Annotated in this window: 15 protein-coding genes; 11 read left to right on the forward strand and 4 right to left on the reverse strand. The window is 44.4% G+C overall.

All coding sequences use genetic code 11. The annotated features are described in order from the left end of the window. Window position 1 precedes the first annotated feature (1 nt). Window positions 2-1,276: a sensor histidine kinase gene (locus AC0L13_RS01350; RefSeq protein WP_473643181.1), complete on the reverse strand. Its 1,275-nt coding sequence runs from the start codon at window positions 1,274-1,276 to the stop codon at window positions 2-4. 145 nt (window positions 1,277-1,421) lie between these two features. Here AC0L13_RS01350 and ccsB point away from each other — a divergent pair, with 145 nt between their 5' ends. Continuing rightward, window positions 1,422-2,594 (forward strand): c-type cytochrome biogenesis protein CcsB, encoded by a 1,173-nt coding sequence (gene ccsB, locus AC0L13_RS01355; RefSeq protein ID WP_473643183.1) that lies wholly within the window; start codon window positions 1,422-1,424, stop codon window positions 2,592-2,594. 79 nt (window positions 2,595-2,673) lie between these two features. Here the strand turns inward: ccsB and AC0L13_RS01360 are convergent, their stop codons facing one another. Both AC0L13_RS01360 and AC0L13_RS01365 read right to left on the reverse strand, forming a co-directional pair. Continuing rightward, on the reverse strand, window positions 2,674-4,194 hold the full coding sequence (locus tag AC0L13_RS01360) for a CoA-acylating methylmalonate-semialdehyde dehydrogenase (protein ID WP_473643185.1): 1,521 nt from the start codon (window positions 4,192-4,194) through the stop codon (window positions 2,674-2,676). After that, entirely contained in the window at window positions 4,195-5,565 is a 1,371-nt protein-coding gene (locus AC0L13_RS01365) for an aminotransferase (RefSeq protein WP_473643187.1), read from the reverse strand. Window positions 5,566-5,787: 222 nt separating this feature from the next. Between AC0L13_RS01365 and AC0L13_RS01370 the strand changes: the two genes are divergently transcribed. The 6 genes from AC0L13_RS01370 (at window position 5,788) to AC0L13_RS01395 (ending at window position 12,934) form a co-directional block, all read left to right on the forward strand. Further along, window positions 5,788-7,035: an allantoate amidohydrolase gene (locus AC0L13_RS01370; protein WP_473643189.1), complete on the forward strand. Its 1,248-nt coding sequence runs from the start codon at window positions 5,788-5,790 to the stop codon at window positions 7,033-7,035. Between the two features lie 83 nt (window positions 7,036-7,118). Beyond that, complete coding sequence (hydA, locus tag AC0L13_RS01375; RefSeq protein WP_473643191.1) at window positions 7,119-8,522, forward strand: dihydropyrimidinase; 1,404 nt, start codon at window positions 7,119-7,121, stop codon at window positions 8,520-8,522. Between the two features lie 28 nt (window positions 8,523-8,550). After that, complete coding sequence (locus AC0L13_RS01380) at window positions 8,551-9,894, forward strand: NAD(P)-dependent oxidoreductase (RefSeq protein ID WP_473643193.1); 1,344 nt, start codon at window positions 8,551-8,553, stop codon at window positions 9,892-9,894. Window positions 9,895-9,906: 12 nt separating this feature from the next. Next, window positions 9,907-11,169 (forward strand): NAD-dependent dihydropyrimidine dehydrogenase subunit PreA, encoded by a 1,263-nt coding sequence (gene preA / locus AC0L13_RS01385; RefSeq protein ID WP_473643195.1) that lies wholly within the window; start codon window positions 9,907-9,909, stop codon window positions 11,167-11,169. 86 nt (window positions 11,170-11,255) lie between these two features. Then, the gene (locus AC0L13_RS01390) at window positions 11,256-12,713 is read left to right on the forward strand and encodes an NCS1 family transporter (RefSeq protein ID WP_473643197.1); all 1,458 of its coding nucleotides are present in this window, start codon (window positions 11,256-11,258) and stop codon (window positions 12,711-12,713) included. A gap of 17 nt (window positions 12,714-12,730) precedes the next feature. Next, window positions 12,731-12,934 carry a hypothetical protein gene (locus AC0L13_RS01395; RefSeq protein ID WP_473643199.1) on the forward strand — a complete coding sequence of 68 codons (204 nt, stop codon included), beginning with the start codon at window positions 12,731-12,733 and terminating at the stop codon, window positions 12,932-12,934. A gap of 101 nt (window positions 12,935-13,035) precedes the next feature. Here the strand turns inward: AC0L13_RS01395 and AC0L13_RS01400 are convergent, their stop codons facing one another. Next, window positions 13,036-13,605 (reverse strand): uracil-DNA glycosylase, encoded by a 570-nt coding sequence (locus tag AC0L13_RS01400; RefSeq protein ID WP_473643201.1) that lies wholly within the window; start codon window positions 13,603-13,605, stop codon window positions 13,036-13,038. A 134-nt stretch (window positions 13,606-13,739) separates the two neighbouring features. Here AC0L13_RS01400 and AC0L13_RS01405 point away from each other — a divergent pair, with 134 nt between their 5' ends. The 4 genes from AC0L13_RS01405 to AC0L13_RS01420 all read left to right on the forward strand — a co-directional run bounded on the left by AC0L13_RS01405 (window position 13,740) and on the right by AC0L13_RS01420 (window position 16,453). Next, window positions 13,740-14,267 carry an isochorismatase family protein gene (locus AC0L13_RS01405; protein ID WP_473643203.1) on the forward strand — a complete coding sequence of 176 codons (528 nt, stop codon included), beginning with the start codon at window positions 13,740-13,742 and terminating at the stop codon, window positions 14,265-14,267. 11 nt (window positions 14,268-14,278) lie between these two features. Then, window positions 14,279-15,070, forward strand: coding sequence for a nucleotidyltransferase domain-containing protein (locus AC0L13_RS01410; protein WP_473643205.1), 792 nt, complete (start codon window positions 14,279-14,281; stop codon window positions 15,068-15,070). Further along, window positions 15,067-15,420, forward strand: a complete 354-nt coding sequence (locus AC0L13_RS01415) for a VOC family protein (protein ID WP_473643207.1) — start codon at window positions 15,067-15,069, stop codon at window positions 15,418-15,420. The genes AC0L13_RS01410 and AC0L13_RS01415 overlap by 4 nt, the downstream gene beginning before the upstream one ends. A gap of 91 nt (window positions 15,421-15,511) precedes the next feature. Continuing rightward, on the forward strand, window positions 15,512-16,453 hold the full coding sequence (locus tag AC0L13_RS01420) for a nuclease-related domain-containing protein (protein WP_473643209.1): 942 nt from the start codon (window positions 15,512-15,514) through the stop codon (window positions 16,451-16,453). The last annotated feature ends 98 nt before the right edge of the window (window positions 16,454-16,551 follow it).

Genomic DNA, 16,551 nt, shown 5'->3' on the forward strand with positions numbered 1-16,551 from the left:
GTTAGTTTTCCCCCTCAATAACGATTTCATGAATCATCCATTGATCTTCAAATCGTGAGTTGAAAATAATTGAAGGGTAGCTTGATAAAATATGTCTAACCGTAGGCAAGCCTCTCCCTCTATCATTCCCTTTCGTTGAATACCCTTCCTCAAATAATCTATTGAATTCTATATGGCTGGCTAACCGATTTTCAATCACAATGACGAGCTGGTTGGAGACAGTGAGGAAAGCCAAGTTTATACAAGGCAGTTCCATAGAAACAGATGCTTCAATTGCATTATCTATCAATATTCCTAATACACGAGATAAATGAATTTTGTCGATGGAAATATCCTCGATCGTCTCCGGAATTTCGACATTCAAGGGTATCCCAAATTCATCGGCCATTAAAACTTTCGTTGCGATGACCCCTTTGATTTCAATTAGCTGTAATCGATCAAGTTGGCTAAATATCTGATTTTTAAAAAGGGTCCGCTGTTCGACTTTCACGATTTCTTTTTGAAAATAGTGACGAAGTCCTTCCATGTCTTCGTGTTCTATATAACCTCGCAAAGACAAAAGGATGTTTGCGTAGTCATGGCGAAACGTCTGCATATCACGATTAACTTGTTCTAAAGCATGCATATAATTCTTGAATTGTTGCTGTTCGACCATTTTTTTATGCAAACGGTTTTCCTTGTCGATTGTATGCAAAAGAATACTTACAAGGCCAACCATAATTAAAAAATAAAAAAATAAGAGTAGCAGTGTCGTCACCGAAACTTCCAACCCGTTTTCTCCAAAAGGTATAAAAACCATTGTATAAAAAACGAAAAAGGTAATGCATACAATTAGGCTAAGAACTATGCGGGATTGGATGGACAAACGAATACTTTCTTTATAGTGATGCAGAAGCCTTTTATATAAAACAACGACAACTGCGACTTGAATAACAATCAAACTTCCATGAATAAAAAGCGATAAGTTCAACGCCTCGACAAAAAGCAAAGCTGTATATTCGGCAAGAATGCTTATGATATGGATGACGATAAGGTGAACATAAACAATCTGCTGTCTAGTGAGTAAATAGAATACTCCACCGCTGAAAACGATGCTGCAAATCATTGATATCCAAAGGAATTGTGGGAATTGAACCGCCAATAAAGAGACAGTTGTATTGACGAGTAAACATGCAAGAATCCGTTGTACTGTCACTTTGAGATGCATGATATAAAAAGTCGATCCATAGATAATAAGGAAATTTAAAAGACTAAAGATGAAAAACGGGGTTGTCATCATGTCACCTCGTATTATGTAGAGACGATAAAGATGCTTTTCAGCACGTTGAAGATAAAAAAACCTCAAATCATTCAATCGGAACTATAATGGGTATGATTTTAGCTTAGCGATTGAATCGGCGTAGAAGATGGAGGTTTTTCGAATGAAAGCATACGGTCTCTTAGAACTGAGTAACCAATCTTTATTTTGGGCATTCATTCTATTATTAATTACTATTATACCAGTAGCAATTGCTGTGAAATCAAAACATAGTTGGGCTGGACGAATTGGTATCGGATTGACCTATTTCTCTCTATCTTTATTGTTCTTATACTTTATTCTTAGATGGATGGCGATTGGACATGCGCCAGTCAGTAACATGTATGAATTCATGACGTTTTTCGGTATTATGCTAATTGCAAGTACTCTTCTACTGTACCAAATCTATGGACAAATTGTAGTTGTACTATTTTCAATTCCTGTTTCATTGATCATTATTGGGTTTGGAGGCGCTTTTACAAGAGAAGCATCTCCGTTGATTCCCGCTTTGCAAAGTCATTGGCTCGCCATCCACGTAATTACGGTAGCGTTTTCTAGCGCCATCTTTTCCATCGCGTTCGCAACGGGGGTCATTTATTTGCTCCGAATACTAAATGTTGAGGAGAGGACGATACATACAATATCGTTGGAATTTGTCATGTATTGTCTATTCTTAGTTGTAGGATTCACGATTAGTTCCATGACATTTTCGACTTTCACTGAGGAGAATCATATTCAGTTTGAAAACAAGGTACAAAAAATAGAGCAAGTCACGTATAAAATGCCGCCTATCATCGTAAATGATGGAGCACAGATTGTGGGGAATGAACAATCTATCGGATTCGTTGAATTAACAAATTCATTAGATGCTCAGAAGATCAATACTTTACTATGGTCGTTTATTGTCGGGACAATCCTTTATGCGCTAATGCGGCTGTCTGTACGAAAAAGTATGATTCAATTGCTAAAGCCATTTACGAAAAAAGTAAACCCGATAATAATGGATGAGATGTCATACCGAATTGTTATCATCGGCTTTCCGTTATTCTCGTTAGGTGGATTGCTCTTTGCAATGATATGGGCACATCTTGCATGGGGCCGATTTTGGGGTTGGGATCCAAAGGAAGTTTGGGCATTGATAACGTGGTTGTTTTATGCGGGAATGCTGCATTTAAGGACATCCAAAGGCTGGGAAGGGAAGCGGACAGCTTGGATGTCCATCATTGGCTTCGGTCTTATCGTATTCAATCAAGTATTTGTCAACCTTGTGATTGCAGGATTGCATTCATATGCGTAAGGCTTTGTATGGCAAAAGATTTGATAGAAAAAAACAGACCCTAGGCATCTGTCCTAATAGGTCTGTTTATATGGTCTCCTTAGCCTTCATTACTCGGAAAAGCAAAGGTTGACGCAGATTCGCTGTTTTCTTCAAACCACTTTTCTGAAATGGTTTTGGTTTTAGTAAAGAAGCGGACATGGTCAGGCCCGAACATATGCCCCTCGCCGAATCTGGATCGTTTCCAGCCGGCAAAGTTATGATAACCGACAGGAATGGGAATGGGTACATTTACCCCGACCATGCCGACGTCAATTTCCGTTGTGAATTTGCGGGCAGCCGCCCCGTTATTCGTGAAGATTGTCACACCATTGCCGAGCTCATGCGCATTGATTAGGTCGATTGCTTCCTCTAAAGAATTGACCCGGACGACATTGCGGGCAGGACCAAATACTTCTTGCTCATAAATTTCCATGCCGGGTTTGACATTGTCCAGCAGAGTAGGGCCAAGATAGAAACCGTTGGAGTTTTCAGCGATGTCCGGGTTCCGGCCATCACATACAAGTGTAGCGCCTTCCTCCAAGCTGCGGTCGATAAAGCCGATGATTGTGTCCTTTGACTGCTTAGTAATAACAGGTCCGAAGTCAACCTCTGCATCTGTGTATGGTCCTACTTTTAACTTTGCAATTTTTTCTGCCAGTATTCCTACAAGCTTATTTGCTGTTTCTTCGCCGACGGGAATGATTGTCGAAATGGCCATACAGCGCTGGGAAGCGGCCCCATAAGCAGCACCTAAAAATGCGTTTGCGGCCTGTTCCAGATCTGCATCTGGCATGACAATCATATTGTTTTTACCGCCGCCTAAAGCCGTAACGCGCTTGCCGTATTTTGAACCGGTTTTGTAAATATACTCTGCGACTGGTGTGGATCCGACAAACGAAACGGCTTCAATAGCAGGGTTTTCTAATAGTTCGTTGACCGCATCTTTGTCTCCATTGATGACTGTCCAAACACCATCGGGCAAACCCGCTTCTTTCCATAGCTCCGAAAAGAATAATGCAGAGCAAGGTACACGCTCGGAAGGCTTTAAAATGACGGAATTGCCGACTGCGACCGCCATACTTGTCATAGCAAGGGGCACCATCACCGGAAAGTTGAAGGGGGCAATCGCTGCAACGACGCCGAGTGGAACTTTTGCCGAATAAGCATTAATATTCCCGCCGACATTGACGGAGTACTCGCCTTTTAATAAGTGGGGGGCATTGATGGCTAAATCTACAGATTCCAGGCCACGTGTGATTTCCCCCTTCGCATCCTCGACTGTTTTTCCGCTTTCGGTACAAATGACATCGATGAGCTCATCCATACGTTCGGTCATCAAATGACGGAACTTCATGACAATCTCAACACGTTTGCTGACTGACAGAGCGCGCCATGCTGGAAAGGCAGCTTGAGCAGTTGCAATGGCGCTTTGCACTTCCTCTTTCGTTGCAATAGGGACATGTGCGATTACTGCACCTGTACTAGGATTGAAAACATTTGAGAAGTGACCACTTTTGCCAGCTACGATTTCACCATTAATAAAGTGCCCCAGTTCTTTTACCTCTGTATTCGTCACCATTCATTCATTTCCCCTTTGTGGCAGTAGTTCTTGCAATGAGCGAGTGAGTTTTTCAACGATAAAATCTTTTTCTGCCATCGAAATAATTAGTGGTGGTGCGAGTGTTAAAACATTGTTGAAACCTGCAACCGTGACACCATTTTTCCCGATGATTAGCCCTTGTTCTTTGCATAAAGCAATGACTTTGTTGACAGCAGTTACATCAAGTGGCGCTTTGCTGTTTTTGTCACTTACAAGCTCAATGCCGACCAGTAATCCTTTTCCGCGGATGTTGCCGACATTTGGATGTTCCTTTAAGCTTTCTTGCAGTTCCGCATGGAGAATAGCGCCAATTTCTTCTGAGCGAGAGAATAAATTTTCATTTTCCATGATTTCAATATTTTTGAGGGCAACCGCACAAGCCGCTGGAGAACCGCCGAATGTGTTGACGTGGCGGAAGAAGTCGTACTCCTCGCTTCCTATAAAGGCTTCATAGATTTCTCGGCGCACTGCTGTAGCAGATAGCGGCATATATGCGCTTGTTAAACCTTTTGCCATTGTGACAATATCCGGCTGAATGCCATAGTTCTGAAAGCCGAATGCTTTGCCAGTACGTCCGAAGCCACAAATGACTTCATCGGCAATGAGCAATGCCCCGTGCTTTTCACAAACCGCCTTTACCCCGCGTAAATAGTCCTCATGCGGCATAATCACGCCGCCGCCCGTAATAATGGGCTCGAGAATAACGCCAGCAATCGTCTCGGACATTTCCCACGTCATGACATTATCAATCGCCTGAACAGACGGCAGGGTAGTTGGCTCTGTAATATGATCTTCGTTTGCACGGTAGGCGTCTGGTGGTGCGACATGAATGAAGTTGGGTGCTAACGGTTCGTATTTATATTTACGCTGGGCTTGCCCTGTTGCCGCCAACGCCCCCATTGTACTGCCGTGGTAGGCCCGATAGCGGGAGATGAATTTTGTGCGATTGATATGCCCTTTCTGTTGATGGTACTGACGTGCGATTTTGAATGCAGTCTCATTCGCCTCCGAGCCGCTGTTGGAGTAGAAGACAACATAATCATCATCTAATAATTCGCTAATCTTTTCGCTTAGTTGTATGGCAGGAACGTGTCCTATGGATAGGGGTGTATAGGCATTTTCCAGTAACTGGTCGTAAGCGGCTTTGGCGAGTTCCTCCCGACCGTAGCCGACGTTCACGCACCACAAACCGGACATGGCATCCAAGTACCGTTTCCCGTCAATGTCCGTTATCCAAGCGCCTTCCGATTTCTGAATAATTGACGTAGCATTCGGGTTGTACGGCTTCATGGCATGCCATACATACTGCTCATCTTTTACTTGCCAATTTTGACTTGTTAAGTTCGTCATGGAAATCATCACTCCTTCATTTATCTTATGCCAATCAATCCACTATTCAACTTCCGTAGAAAAACAGCGTTATACACACAGCCCCTTATTATATAAACAATTTCCCCAAAATATGCGCTTGCCCATATTTTGTAGTCTTATATCCGCCCCCTCCGAATACACTTACTCTATAGTTTTTTAATTGGTAGATAGTTCAATAACTATGAAAGAGAGGACTTGCATATGTATGCATGTAATAGGAGTCGATTGCAGGCATTAGTTGAACGGTTCAGTCAGTTTGGTGCGACTGCTAATGGGGGAGTAACCCGTCTGTCCCTGTCAAAAGAGGATATTTTGGCAAGAGATTGTTTTATTGAAATATGCAAAGAGCTAGGCATGGATAGTAAAACAGATGATATGGGCAATGTCTATGCAACATTGCCGGGAAAAAAAGATTGTCCGCCAATCGTAATCGGATCGCATTTGGATTCGGTTGAAAAAGGCGGCAAGTTTGATGGGGTGCTCGGTATTTTAACGGGAATAGAGGCAATCCGAACGTTAAAGGATAACGACATTGAGCTTGAGATTCCATTAATGCTTGTAAATTTTACGAATGAAGAAGGTGCGCGCTTCGATCCGGCGATGATGAGTTCCGGTGTCCTAGCTTCCAAGTTTAGTAGAGAAAAAATGCTGAGCTCTTCCGATAAAAACGGCACTACTTTTCAAGAAGCACTACAGGCGAGTGGCTATGAGGGGGAGCAAGGAAATCGATTAAAAGAAGCCCTCGCTTATATTGAGCTGCATATTGAACAAGGCCCGGTGTTAGCTGCTAAGCATTGTGATATTGGAGTGGTCGAAGGCGTTTTAGGCATGGTGTGCTATGAGATTACTGTAACAGGTGAATCAAATCACGCAGGTACAACGCCGATGCAGATGCGTAAAGATCCGATGATCGTGGCATCTCGTTTAATTTCGTCATTGCACGAGCAGTTGGGCAAGATCGACGAAAAGCTAGTTTTCACTTTTGGACGTATGCATGTGACGCCTAATATCCATACAGTCATTCCAAACGAAGTAGTGTTTACTATCGATTCGCGTCATCAATCTCCAGAGGTGATGCGTCAAGTGGAGAAGCTTTTGACTGGAATAGCTACAGAAGAAAACGGATGCCGCATTCAACCAGTCAAGCTATGGGGACGGGAGACAGTATTCTTTGACGAAGCTATTTGCGATGAAGTGGAAAGATCGTGTGCTGACTTCGGTTATTCCCATCATAGGATGTTCAGCGGGGCGGGACACGATGCACAATATATTGCGAGTTTCATTCCTTCTGCAATGATTTTTGTGCCAAGCATTGGCGGGAAAAGTCATTGCGAAGAAGAAGAAACGACATTTGAAGACTGTGCAAAGGGAGCAGACGTGTTATTGGAAACCGTCTTGGCACTGCAAACGAAATTCAGCATGAGTGATCGATACACACTAAACCAATGATGGATGAGGTACTTCGTCGTAATGAACTTGCGCATTGGCAAATCTAAAAAACTTACAGTTATTAATGGAAAGGTGAGGTTAGTATGAAAAAAATGATTACAGGCGGACTCATCGCGACAGCTTCAGATTTGTATGAGGCAGATATCTTAATCGAAAACGGCAAGATTGTGCAAATCGGCAAAAACTTATCAGCTGACGGAGCGGAAATTGTGGATGCAACGGGCAAATACGTGTTGCCTGGCGGAATTGATCCTCATACACATTTGGATATGCCGTTCAATAACACGGTAACAGATGATGATTGGAAGTCTGGCACAATTGCCGCTGCCTTCGGTGGTACGACGACCATTTTAGACTTTTGCTTGTCTGCGGGTGAAGAAAAACTTGCGATGGCTGTGGAAAAGTGGCATGAAAAAGCAAAGGGCAAATCGGCTATTGACTACGGTTTCCATTTAATGATTGGTGATTTAACGCCTGAAACTGAGGCCGAGTTGCCGTTGATACTGAAGCAGGAGGGGATTACGTCTGTCAAAGTGTTCATGGCTTACGCGAAAGAATTCCAGGCGACAGATCGTACATTGTTCAAAGCCTTTAAAATCGCAAAAGACGTGGGCGCTGTTGTGATGGTGCACTGTGAAAATGGTTCAGTCATTGATGAATTAGTAGAGGAGGCAAGGCAAGCTGGCCAGACGGCGCCAATTTATCACGCACTGACGCGTCCCGCGGAAGTAGAAGGCGAGGCGACGAAACGGGCCATTGAACTGGCGCATATCGCAGGCGCCAAGCTTTACGTTGTCCATGTGACGTGTAAAGAGGCATTAGATGAAATTATCGCTGCGCGTGAAAAAGGCTATGACGTGTATGGGGAAACATGTCCACCTTATTTAACGCTCGATCAATCAGCGTTAGCGCAGCCAGGCTTCGAAGGGGCGAAATATGTTTGGTCGCCGCCACTTCGTCCGAAATACCATCAAGAGCACTTATGGAATGCGTTAAAAGCCAAGCAGCTGCAAACAATCGGCTCGGATCAATGTTCATTCAGTTTTAACGGTAAAAAGCAATTAGGGATAAATGACTTTTCTAAAATTCCAAATGGTGGACCGTTCATCGAAGATCGTTTTAGCATTTTATATTCTGAAGGTGTGGCGAAAGGACGGATTTCCATTCATGACTTCGTCGATATGATTTCGACGAGTGCTGCAAAGATTTTCGGCTTATATCCGCAAAAAGGAACGATTGCTATTGGTTCTGATGCAGATATCGTAATTTTTGATCCTGCGATAAAACGTGAAATTTCTGCGGACACCCACCATATGAATGTCGATTACAACCCGTACGAAGGATGGGAAGTGACGGGGGAGCCCATCAGTGTACTTGTCCGTGGTGAATACGTCATTAAAAACAGACAATTCGTAGGCGCACTAGGCAGTGGCCGATATATTAGGCGTGCCGTACAGCCGGCGACTGCAGAACGGATCAACGTCTGAACATCAATTCATTAGGGGGAATGATTAAATGAGTTCTCAACTCAAACGTAATTTTGCGGAAATGACGGGCAGGATGACGAAAAATGAAGCAATGGAAGAGGCTAATCGCTGCCTGTACTGTTATGACGCACCCTGCATTACCGCGTGTCCGACAAGTATTCAAATTCCGAATTTCATCAAAAAAATAGCTACTAGTAATATGAAAGGTTCGGCCATGACGATTATGGATGCCAATCCGATTGGTGCAAGTTGTGCGCGGGTATGCCCGACCGAGATATTATGTGAAGGGGCATGTGTGCTGAATTCATCGACCAAACCTATTAAAATAGGACAATTGCAACGTTATGCAACAGACTGGGCGATGGAAACAGACGTCGAGCTATTTAAAAAAGGTGAAGCAAATGGATATAAGGTAGCGATTGTGGGGTCTGGTCCAGCTGGCTTATCGGCAGCGCGTGAGCTTAGTCGCTTCGGATATAGTGTCACAATTTTCGAAGCGGAGGCGAAGGCGGGAGGCTTGGGTGCTTATGGCATCGTGTCCTTCAGATTGCCGAATGAAGTAGTGGATTGGGAAGTGGCTCAAGTTGAAAAGCTTGGTGTAGACATTAAAACAAACACTAGAGTAGGCGTAGATATTTCTGTTGAGGACATTTTAACGCAATATGACAGTGTTGTTTTAGCGGTTGGGATGGGGTCTGTACCTGACCTAGGCATTGAAGGTGAGGAACTGGAAGGCGTTCATGATGCCATTGAATTTGTCAAGCGCACAAAAATGGGTGTACTGACAGAAGACTTAATCGGGAAGCGTGTGGCGGTCATCGGTGCTGGCAATACAGCCATAGATGGGGCGACTTGTGCTGTACGGCTAGGTGCAGAGCAAGTTGACATTCTTTATAGAAGAACGGAAAAAGAGATGACCGCCTATCAATATGAATATGAATTTGCCAAGCAGGACGGTGTTGGATTCAAGTGGCTGACAGCACCGAAGCGAATTATTGGTGATGAGGCAGGGAAAGTGGTGGGCCTTGAATGCATCAAGATGAAGCTTGGAGAGGCCGGAGCAGACGGCAGGCAACGACCTGAAGCAATCGAGGGATCTGAATTTATCATAGAGGTGGACGCAGTCATTAAAGCAATTGGACAAACGCGTTTTGTCCCGCTCATTGAAGCGTTTGGATTGCAGCATACAGACGGAGTTGTAGATATTGACGAAACGACTATGCAGACGTCGAATGACAAAGTGTTTGCCTGCGGGGATGTCGTATTCGGCAACGGCCAAGGTGAAGCGATGGTCGTAACAGCTGCACAGCAAGGAAAAGATGCCGCAAACATCATTCATGAACGTTTTAAAAATCAGAGCGGGATCGCATAGGGGGGATCGTGCATGGCAGACTTACGAATTGACTTAGCAGGGATTAAATCACCGAATCCATTTTGGTTAGCATCAGCACCACCGACTAATTCAGGTTATCAAGTGCAACGGGCATTTGAAGCGGGGTGGGGCGGTGCAGTATGGAAAACATTGGGCGAACCAATTTTGAATGTTTCATCGCGCTTTGCGGCTGTTAGCTTCAACGGACAAAGAGTAGCGGGCTTCAATAATATTGAGCTGATTACAGACCGTCCATTAGAGGTTAATCTGAAAGAAATTCTTGAAACGAAAAAAAGGTTTCCCAATCATGCCATTATCGCTTCCTTAATGGTAGAACCACAGCAGGAAAAATGGCATGAGATTGTCAAAAAAGTAGAAGCCGTAGGAGTTGATGGACTAGAGCTGAATTTCGGTTGTCCACACGGGATGGCGGAACGGGGAATGGGATCTGCCTCTGGTCAAGTCCCTGAATTGGTTGAAAAGCAGACATATTGGGTGAAGGAAGTTGCACGCACACCTGTTATCGTCAAGCTGACGCCGAATATAACGGATATTACGATGACGGCAGAAGCGGCAGTACGCGGTGGAGCAGACGCTGTAAGTATGATCAATACGATCAACAGCTTAGCAGGTGTTGATCTGGATACATGGAATACCGTACCGCATGTTGGCGGGAAAGGGGCACATGGTGGATATTGCGGTCCGGCCGTCAAGCCGATTGCCCTGAATATGGTCGCGGAATGTGCGCGGAATCCCCTCGTCAATGTCCCTATATCAGGGATTGGCGGGATTTCAAACTGGCAGGATGCTGCAGAATTTATGCTGATGGGTGCAACAGGCGTACAAGTTTGTACAGCAGCGATGCACCACGGATTCAGTATTGTCGAAGATATGATAGATGGGCTAAATAATTATTTGGATGGGAAGGGCATTGCCTCAGTGATGGATTTAGTCGGTCAGTCCGTGCCGCGCTATTCTAACTGGGGTGACTTGGACCTGAACTACAATATTGTTGCTCAAATCAATAATGATGTCTGCATTAACTGCAATAAATGTCATATCGCGTGTGAAGATACGTCACATCAATGCATTGACCTGTACACAGAGAATGGTCGTCCAATGTTGAAAGTGCGTGAACAGGATTGTGTTGGCTGCAATTTATGCGCAATTGTATGCCCGGTAGATGGTGCAATATCTATGATCGAAAAAAAGTCTACGATTCCACCGATGACCTGGAACGAACGTCAATCACTTATCAGCAATTTTACCCGATGAAAAAGCAGACCGAATATAGGCGCAAAGTGAAAAGAAGAGAAATGGTTGTGCGTAAACTGGAAACCCACTAAAAAGGAGAGAAATGTATGGCGAATGGCGGAGATTATTTAAAATCCCCAGATTTACTTCCAGTGACACATCAAAAAAGAAGCGTTGGCACATTTGGTTTTGCAGTGATTTGGATAGGGATGGCGATCGTTTTAGCCGCCTTTGCAATTGGTGGTTCGGCTATTATGAGTTTGTCATTGCCGATGGTGATTTTAGCGACTTTAGCCGGTTCCGTATTAATCGGCGTATTCATGACGTTAATCGGTGATATTGGCGTTGAGCATGGCTTGTCCTTCCCGGTGTATATGCGTGCACCGTTCGGCACAATCGGCACGCATATACCTTCGCTCGTCCGCGGAGTGACAGCAGCTTGCTGGTTTGGACTTAACACCTATTTTGGCGCGATGGCTATCAACGGGATTTTGAATTTATTATTCGACTTCAATAATTGGTTTTTATGTTTCCTTGTGTTTGCGGCACTACAGTTATTCAACACAGCGCGCGGCATTAAATCCATTGAGCGCTTTGCGGATTTTGCAGCGCCGGTAATTATTTTAATATCGTGCTGGATGTACATTACGCTTGCCGATAAAGCGACGGTTCAAGGGAAAGATGTGTGGGCTTGGGTGGAATCCCCTACAACAGGGATAGCGGCTTTTACAGCTTTCATGGTTGTAATGATGGCGAATATGGGGTTCTGGGCGACGTTGGCAGCTGATATGCCGACACTGTCACGTTTCTTTAAAGCACCAAAAAATGAACGCAATTGGTTCAAACGTAATAAAACACAATTAGTCGGCTCTTTGATAGTGATGCCGATTACGAATACATTTATCGTAACGATAGGGGCAGTGGCTTACATGGCAGTGGCCTCTGCTGATCCGATAAATGCCTTGATGCAAAGTGCAAGTGGAATTGTGCTGGGGGTTTTATTGCTGATGATCGTGTTGGCGCAATGGTCAACAAACACATCCGCAAACGTTATCCCAGCAGCAACGATTTTCTCGAACATCGGCGGACCGAAAGTGCCATTCTGGGCTGCTGTCATCATTGCGGGTGTAATCGGGGTTTTGGCACAGCCGTGGAGTCTGTTTGGCGTGTTGGTAGAAGCACTATTAATAATTGGCGGTATTTTAACAGCAATTGTGGGAATTTTGTTCGCCGATTATTATTTAATCCGTAAACGTCGTGTGAATGTAAAAGATCTGTACGAGTTAAATGGCCAATATGAGTATATGAAAGGTTTTAACTTAGCAGGGCTATTTGCTTGGGTGATTGGTGGAGCGTTAGCGAATATGTTCCCGACGTATTCTTCATTGGTTGGCTTTTTCGTTGGAGCGATTGTCTACTATGTGCTAGCAAAATATTGGTGGTTTAAGAAGTATCCGCAAGCTGAACTGGTTAATCCGAGTGATGCGGAGTATTTAGGGATTACAGCCGGTCACGACTGGGACGATATCGTCACGCAGGAGATGGAAGGAAAAGGTGCTAACTAGAAAAGCGGGGTGTTTGTATGTCGGATCACTTGTTAAGTTTGGATGAAATGAAACAAGTTGATGGCTATTTAGCCAGTGGCTTTAAGGTCCATTCTGTACGGGAAAACTTAAGTGGCATGTTCGTCGAGTTTAAACGGCAGGAAGAAGAAGTTTGTTTGCAGATTACGACTGCCGAAGCTCGCAAATATATTGCGGCAAAGCTCTTGGAACAAAAGCTGTAGCATAAAGCTGAGTAGCTAAGACTCTATTCCAGTATATATTGGAATAGAGTCTTAACTATGAAGATTGATTGGGAACCTCGAAGCGAATCCTCAGAAAATTGTCATTGAATGGCAGCCTTTACGAGCGCTAAATCTTCCACTAATAGTCCGTACAAATTAGGCCGGCGTCGGACGGCTAGCGGGTGGTAGGCGACAGTAGTTTGAAAACCCTTCACATCATGCCAGCTGCCACGCAATCCTTTTACATCGACTTCCGCGTTTTCGAAGAAGGATTGTACCGCAACGTTGCCCATGCAAATAATGATTTTGGGATTCTGCCGATTGAGCTGTTCATCAAGGTGGAGGTGCATGCAGATTTCCCGTGTCCATTCTTTATCGTATTTTCGGATGGGCCTTCTTTTTAGAATGTACGTTACGTAGATTAGTTCTTTATCCAAACCGACCTCATGAACGGCTTGCTGCAACGCCTGTCGCGTTCCACACACAAACGGGTTTCCTTCATGATCCTCACGGGCGCCTGGATTGTCGAGGATCACCATAATAGGCGCATTCGAATTTCCCTCTCCCCACACCATCCGTGTCCCTTGTTTATAAAGTCCGCATTCCTCACAGTTCAACTGGCTTACTGGAGTCGGATCCTCCGGCCAACTTTCTGGGCAAAATTGCTTCATGTATATCAACCTCCTAACAGTTTAGAATACCCTTTGCTGGTTGAATCATGCGGTGCCTCCTTTTCTTTTTATTTCAATAAATAAAGGAGAAACGGCTGTTGGTATAGAACATAATTTTGAAAAGGGGTGTGAGCATGGAAGCTTTATTGGTAATTGATGTGCAAAACGCGATTGTTGAATCTGGTGATTTTGGTGCTGAACTAAGCTTGATTACAAATATAATCGAGGACTTTAAAGGGAAAGGGAAGCCGGTTATTTTCATTAGACACTTCGATGATGAAGAGGAAAGTCCGCTTTATAGGGGTTCTGTTGGTTCTGAATTACATACTTCTGTTAAAGGGTTTGCAGATGTTGTAGTGGAAAAGCAGACGCCGAGTTCATTTTTCAAAACCAAATTGGCGGGCTTGTTAGAAGAGTTGGAAGTGGATCATGTATTCATTACTGGCTTCAATACGGAGTTTTGCTGTATGTTTACGGCGATTTCCGCTTTTGACCGCGGGTTTAAGGTGACATTCATTGAGGATGCAACAGGAACTGCGAATACAGACGAAACATACGAGTTGCCGGGACTGGATATTCGGGATTTTGTCGGGACGGTGCTGCATTGGTCGGATGTAATCGAAGTGCTGGATTATGAGGAGTACGTGGAAGTGTACAAGTAAGGGGGAGGAATATGTTACCGCAAGAGTTGGCTGTAGAAAAGATTGTTGCGAGTTTGAAGGGGGACCCGCTTGTACAGGCGATTTTTTTGAAAGGATCGATGGGTAGGAGAGAGTATGATGCGCATTCTGACGTCGATCTCTATTGCTTAGTGAACGACGAGGATAAGAAGGAGTTTCTTGCCGGTCGGGTGGAGCATTTGAGGGCATATCGCGACATTATATTAATGGATGATATTTTCATTGTCGCACCCCAGATAATTGTGGTGTTTGATGATCTGTTGCATATTGATTTATTCACGGTGACGAAGGAATCGTTCGTTGGCGGTGACCATTTCAAGGTGCTGTATGATCCGCATCGGTTAATGGATGAATTTATGGAGACGCAAGGGTTAGCGCTGCCCGAGGATGAATATCAGGACGATGTCATGGATGTGGGGTGGTTTTTATTCCAATACTCGAAGACGGCTGCACGAGGAAATGACATTTGGGCGGTTAAGATGCTGACGAATGTTATTCACCATTTAGGGAGGGTACTGCTTTATCGATATGCACCGGAACGCGCGAAATTAGGGTTGAAGACGATTGAACGGTCGTTGCCAGATTCCGTTGTAGCGGAGTTGACGGAAATTCTGGAGTTCATTACGCCCGGAAAGCATGCGGAGGCGGTTGTTCTGATAAGCCGATTGCTTGAACGGGAGTATGAATGGATTCGGCTGCAGATTGATGTGGAAGATCAATCGATGATATTTTTACGAAGAATGATTGATATGTACATAGGGGAAAGGGAGGGGGAAGAAGTATGACACAAGTTTGTGTAATTAGCATTTATGTACCGAATATGAAAGAGGCGGTTGAATTTTACACCGGAGTATTAGGGTTTCAGGTGAATAAAGAGTACGGCCCGAAAATTGTAACGCTTGTCCATGGGGAGCTGCCGATCGTTTTGGAGGAAATGGAGAATGCGGGATATGATAAAGCATCTTCAGGAGTGGTGCTGACGTTGAAAAGCGATGACATCCATCAATCCCTTGCGGTGCTTAAAGAACACGAGGTGGAATTGATCATTGGGGAGCCTGCCGACTGCCCGCCAGGAAAATATATTAGTTTCCGCGATCCGTTTGGGAATGTGTGGGAGTATTTGGAGTTTGATTGAATAATTAGACTAATACGTTAAACTAGTAAATAGCGGAATAAAAAAAGAGGAGCTGATACTATTCATTCATAAAGAAAGACAAGCACCACTCTTGTTGGAAGGGCTGGAGGCAGCGATTCGGCGATTGCCAAGCCACCACGAAGCGATTCCTGCTTTGCGCTCGAAGCATGCGGCGGTACAAGCCGGATTTGGCGGAGAGCAGGAATTGGACAAAGTGTTTGAGAGCTATGCTTTTTCGATGAAGCATGGCATTTTTCACGATTTATCGTTAGCCTCTAGTACATATTTTCAAGTAGACACGCTCTTCATCACCCCATCGTATGCGGTTTTGTTTGAAGTGAAAAACATTGCGGGTGAATTGACTGTGACGGAAAATCCGCCGCAAATGATCCGCGTGCTCGAGTCAGGTAAGGTGAGCGGCTTCAAAAGCCCGATCGCCCAATTGGAAAGCAACTGTGAACTGTTTCAAGATTGGCTGTACAGCCGCAATCTATCATTGCCGGTATACGGCGCTGTCGTTCTCGCCTATGCAAAGCAACGTATCGAAGTTTTCGACACGACTATCCCTATTTTATTCCCAAGCGCGGTCCCCCCATTTATCCGCAAACTGCCAACAACCCCCCCATTGTTGGATGATGATACATTCGCCGATCTTTTATCGCAGCTCAGCAGCTCCCATCGTCAATTCATTCCTTCGCCTATTTGTGAAACTTATTCCATTCGACACAACGACATTCGGACGGGTGTGATTTGTCCGGGGTGCAAAAACTTAGGAATGATTTGGCTTAAACGGAAATGGGAATGCATGAATTGTGGATTCCGATGCAGTAAAGCACATAAGCAAGCAATCAAAGATTGGTTTTTACTATTTGGCGGTAAAATGACGAATAAAGATTGCAGGGAATTTCTTCATCTTGAAAGGCAGCAAAATGCAAATCGGCTGCTTCGGGATATGGAATTACATACCGAAGGAGCAAATCGTAATCGAACTTATATGATGTGGTCACCGTCACGTCAGAAAAAGCACACATAATCGTGTGCTTTTTTGTTGGAAATTTGCTAAGTGGTGATAAACGTAGTCTGAGTGGTGATAACACCCTTCTGAGTGGTGATAAAGTTGCTCTAAGTGGT

Source organism: Sporosarcina sp. QA0331 (genome assembly GCF_055808055.1).

What these genes read in the sequence shown, in the direction of transcription:
- AC0L13_RS01410 (WP_473643205.1), top strand. Translation starts at nt 14,279, where the DNA reads ATGTTACCGCAAGAGTTGGCTGTAGAAAAGATTGTTGCGAGTTTGAAG.
- preA (WP_473643195.1), top strand. Translation starts at nt 9,907, where the DNA reads ATGGCAGACTTACGAATTGACTTAGCAGGGATTAAATCACCGAATCCA.
- AC0L13_RS01360 (WP_473643185.1), bottom strand. Translation starts at nt 4,194, where the DNA reads ATGGTGACGAATACAGAGGTAAAAGAACTGGGGCACTTTATTAATGGT.
- AC0L13_RS01400 (WP_473643201.1), bottom strand. Translation starts at nt 13,605, where the DNA reads ATGAAGCAATTTTGCCCAGAAAGTTGGCCGGAGGATCCGACTCCAGTA.
- AC0L13_RS01365 (WP_473643187.1), bottom strand. Translation starts at nt 5,565, where the DNA reads ATGACGAACTTAACAAGTCAAAATTGGCAAGTAAAAGATGAGCAGTAT.
- AC0L13_RS01415 (WP_473643207.1), top strand. Translation starts at nt 15,067, where the DNA reads ATGACACAAGTTTGTGTAATTAGCATTTATGTACCGAATATGAAAGAG.
- hydA (WP_473643191.1), top strand. Translation starts at nt 7,119, where the DNA reads ATGAAAAAAATGATTACAGGCGGACTCATCGCGACAGCTTCAGATTTG.
- ccsB (WP_473643183.1), top strand. Translation starts at nt 1,422, where the DNA reads ATGAAAGCATACGGTCTCTTAGAACTGAGTAACCAATCTTTATTTTGG.
- AC0L13_RS01350 (WP_473643181.1), bottom strand. Translation starts at nt 1,276, where the DNA reads ATGACAACCCCGTTTTTCATCTTTAGTCTTTTAAATTTCCTTATTATC.
- AC0L13_RS01380 (WP_473643193.1), top strand. Translation starts at nt 8,551, where the DNA reads ATGAGTTCTCAACTCAAACGTAATTTTGCGGAAATGACGGGCAGGATG.
- AC0L13_RS01370 (WP_473643189.1), top strand. Translation starts at nt 5,788, where the DNA reads ATGTATGCATGTAATAGGAGTCGATTGCAGGCATTAGTTGAACGGTTC.
- AC0L13_RS01390 (WP_473643197.1), top strand. Translation starts at nt 11,256, where the DNA reads ATGGCGAATGGCGGAGATTATTTAAAATCCCCAGATTTACTTCCAGTG.
- AC0L13_RS01405 (WP_473643203.1), top strand. Translation starts at nt 13,740, where the DNA reads ATGGAAGCTTTATTGGTAATTGATGTGCAAAACGCGATTGTTGAATCT.
- AC0L13_RS01395 (WP_473643199.1), top strand. Translation starts at nt 12,731, where the DNA reads ATGTCGGATCACTTGTTAAGTTTGGATGAAATGAAACAAGTTGATGGC.